General features: G+C 74.7%; 1 pseudogene. It reads left to right on the top strand.

The annotated features are described in order from the left end of the window. Positions 1-727, top strand: a pseudogene (locus IH13_RS38610) (beta keto-acyl synthase); the annotation flags it as partial.

Below are 727 nucleotides of genomic sequence, written 5' to 3'. Positions count from 1 at the left end.
TGTGTATAAGAGACAGCCCCTCGACCGGGTCCGCGACGTACTCGCGGACGAACGCGCCGTCCACCTGCTGGCGGTCAACGCCCCCGGGGTGTGCGTGATCGGCGGCGAGGCCGGGGCGTGCGCCGCGGTCCTGCCGCGCCTGGGCGCCGCCCGGACCCTTCCGATCGACTACGACCTGGCCGCTCACGCCCCCGAGCTCGCCGAGGTACGCGACCGGTGGTGGAACCTCCACCACCGCCCCACCCGCCCCGTGCCCGGCGTGCGGTTCTACAGCGGTGCCGGTACGCACTGGTACACCCCGACGGCCGAGCGCGCCGCCGACGCCGTGACCGCCCAGGGCATGGGGACCGTCGACTTCGTGGGAACGGTCGAGCGCGCCTGGGCCGACGGAGTCCGCGTCTTCGTCGAGCACGGGCCGCGCGGCCTGTGCACGGGATGGGTCAAGCGGATCCTCGGCCCGCGCCCGCACGTGGCCGTCGCGCTCGACGCGCAGGACAGGGGACTGGAGCAACTCCACCTCGCCGTGGCGGAACTCGTCGCCGCCGGTGTACCGGTCCGCACCGATGACCTCCTCCGGTCCCTGGGAGCCGCCGCGACGGCACCGGTCGAGGACACCCCCGCCTTCACCGTCCCCGCCCACTGGGAGGTCGCCTTGCCCTCGCTCGAACAACCCGCGGTGATCATGGCCAGGGCGCCCCGTCTCGCCCCGGTCCCACCCGACCCGGCC

This window comes from Streptomyces sp. NRRL WC-3549 (assembly GCF_000721935.1).
In the GTDB taxonomy this organism is placed as follows: Bacteria; Actinomycetota; Actinomycetes; order Streptomycetales; family Streptomycetaceae; genus Streptomyces.
This window is presented reverse-complemented; position numbering and strand designations above follow the sequence as displayed.